The 2,146-nt window shown below is 57.2% G+C and carries 2 protein-coding genes and 2 pseudogenes; all 4 read right to left on the bottom strand.

The annotated features are described in order from the left end of the window. Nucleotides 1-24: 24 nt before the first annotated feature. A pseudogene (locus C8024_RS05775) lies at nt 25-1,053 on the bottom strand (IS3 family transposase); the annotation flags it as partial. A 102-nt stretch (nt 1,054-1,155) separates the two neighbouring features. After that, nucleotides 1,156-1,332: an FAD/NAD(P)-binding protein gene (locus C8024_RS23005; RefSeq protein WP_173203415.1), complete on the bottom strand. Its 177-nt coding sequence runs from the start codon at nt 1,330-1,332 to the stop codon at nt 1,156-1,158. Further along, nucleotides 1,302-1,682: pseudogene (locus C8024_RS21025) on the bottom strand (IS5 family transposase); the annotation flags it as partial. The gene C8024_RS23005 and the pseudogene C8024_RS21025, both read right to left, overlap by 31 nt. Further along, on the bottom strand, nt 1,619-2,083 hold the full coding sequence (locus C8024_RS21020; protein WP_367947178.1) for an IS5 family transposase: 465 nt from the start codon (nt 2,081-2,083) through the stop codon (nt 1,619-1,621). The gene C8024_RS21020 and the pseudogene C8024_RS21025, both read right to left, overlap by 64 nt. Nucleotides 2,084-2,146: the final 63 nt, after the last annotated feature.

Below are 2,146 nucleotides of genomic sequence, written 5' to 3'. Positions count from 1 at the left end.
CTCCGGCAATACCGGGGCGGTTCAGATCGACGACCGGGCTTCGCTGACCCGGCCATAGGCGTGCAGGTAAACCTCCTCATACTTCACTGAACGCCAGAGCCGTTCTACAATGACGTTGTCGCGCCATGCACCCCTGCCGTCCATGCTGATGGCGATTTTTCGCGCAGCAGCACGCTGGTGAAAGCCATGCTGGTGAACTGACTGCCCTGGTCGGTATTGAATATCTCAGGGTTGCCATAGCGGGCCAGTGCTTCTTCCAGGGCCTCGACGCAAAAATCAGCCCCCATCGTGATCGATAGTCGCCATGAGAGAACCTTGCGACTGAACCAGTCGACGATAGCCACCAAATAGACGAAACCCTTTGCCATCGGGATATAGCTGATATCGGTTGCCCAGACCTGATTGGGCCGCACAATCGCCAGCCCTCGCAGCAAATAGGGGTAGATCTTATGCCCTGGAGCCGGCTTCGAAGTGTTCGGGCGGCGGTAGATGGCTTCGATCGCCATCTTCTTCATCAAGGTGGCGACGTGCAGCCGGCCAATCTTGATGCCCTCTTGCCGAAGCAGATCACGAAGCATTCGGCTGCCTGCAAACGGAAACTCCAGGTGCAGCTCGTCGATCTGCCGCATGATCGCTAGGTCGGCGGCGGACACCGGCTTAGGCAGATAATAGACGCTGCCCCGGCTGATCCCGAGCTCCTGTGCCTGCCGTGTCAACGGAAGCGTGTGCGAACGATCGATCATCGTTTTGCGCTCGGCAACAGTCCCGCCTTCCCGAGCGCCCCGGCCAAAAATCGTTCACCAGCGTCAACTCTCCAATCTTGGCGTGCAGTGTCTTCACATCAATCACCGGTTCCGCCGCTGCGGCAGCGCTTGCCGAACCGAAAACACCAGCAGCCCCGTCCAGTAACTGCGTTCGCCACGTCGTGATCTGGTTCGGATGAACGTCAAACTGCTGCGCCAACTCGGCCAGCGTCTTCTCACCCTTCACGGCAGCCAATGCCACCTTCGCCTTGAATGCCGAACTGTGGTTCCGGCGCGGTCGTTTGCTCATATATGCTCCTGTCATGCGGCCGCTCTGGCCGACGTTAGACAGAAAATCCACTTATCCCGCTGTGCAGTTTTGTCGAGCCACCTCTTAGCGTCGAGAAGATGACTATACACCGCCGAGGTCTGGCTCACTTTCGAAAATGGTAACCTTATATCGTAGTTCAAGCAGGGTCTTTGCCATGCAGAGACCGGCAATACCGGTGCCAATTATTGCGATTCTATGAACCAACTCGATTCCTTCCGATATATTTTCTAGGTTCTGTTGACAAAAGATTTCAGCCATAGTCTTGCAGCGGCGATGTTGAGGAAGCTTGCGAAGGACAATGCAGTTTTGTCGTATCGGGTGGCGATGCGGCGTTGGTGTTTGAGGAAGCCGAACATTCTCTCGACGCGGTTGCGATCCTTGTATCGTTTGAAGTCGCAGGACGGCGGGTTCTTGCGGTTCGATTTTGGCGGGATGATCGGTAAGATCCCGTGGAGCAGCAAGCTTTCGCGGAAGGTGTCACCGTCATAGCCCTTATCCGCCAGGAGCGCCTTGGGCTTTGGAACGGGCATCGCCATCAGATCATCTACGGCTTTGTAATCTGACGTTTCTCCGCCGGTGAGGACAAAGCCAAGAGGGCGTCCCTGATTGTCACAGCGAGCGTGGACTTTGCACGTAAAGCCGCCGCGTGATCGACCAAAAGCTTCCTTACAAGTCCCCCTTTAGAGCCCGCTGCCTGCGCATGGCCGCGAACGATAGTGCTGTCGATCATGTGCTGCCAGTCGTCAGTCAGTCCGATATCGACCAGCGTCTGCAAGAGCGCATCCCACACGCCCTGCTCGGCCCAGCGGCGGAACCGCACATAGACCGAGTTCCACTTGCCGTAGCGCTCATGCATGTCTCGCCATGGGCAACCGGTCCTCAGCACGTTGAGCATGCCATTGAGAAAACGCCGATTGTCACCGGCAGGACGCGCCCAACGACCGCGCTCAGGCGGCAGCAAGCCACCGATGATCGCCCATTCCTCGTCCGACAGATCACCTCGAAACACCGCTACCCCCAAAAGGCAGCTTTGAATCAGACATCAGGCGGTTTGGGAATCCTGACGTGACCC

This window comes from Sphingopyxis sp. BSNA05 (assembly GCF_013265645.1).
Taxonomy (GTDB): Bacteria; Pseudomonadota; Alphaproteobacteria; order Sphingomonadales; family Sphingomonadaceae; genus Parasphingorhabdus.
Note: the sequence above shows the minus strand (reverse complement) of the source record. Positions and strands in the feature narration are given on the sequence as shown.

Excerpts from the sequence above, each read along its gene's own strand:
- C8024_RS23005 (WP_173203415.1), bottom strand. The coding sequence starts at position 1,332 with ATGGCTGAAATCTTTTGTCAACAGAACCTAGAAAATATATCGGAAGGA.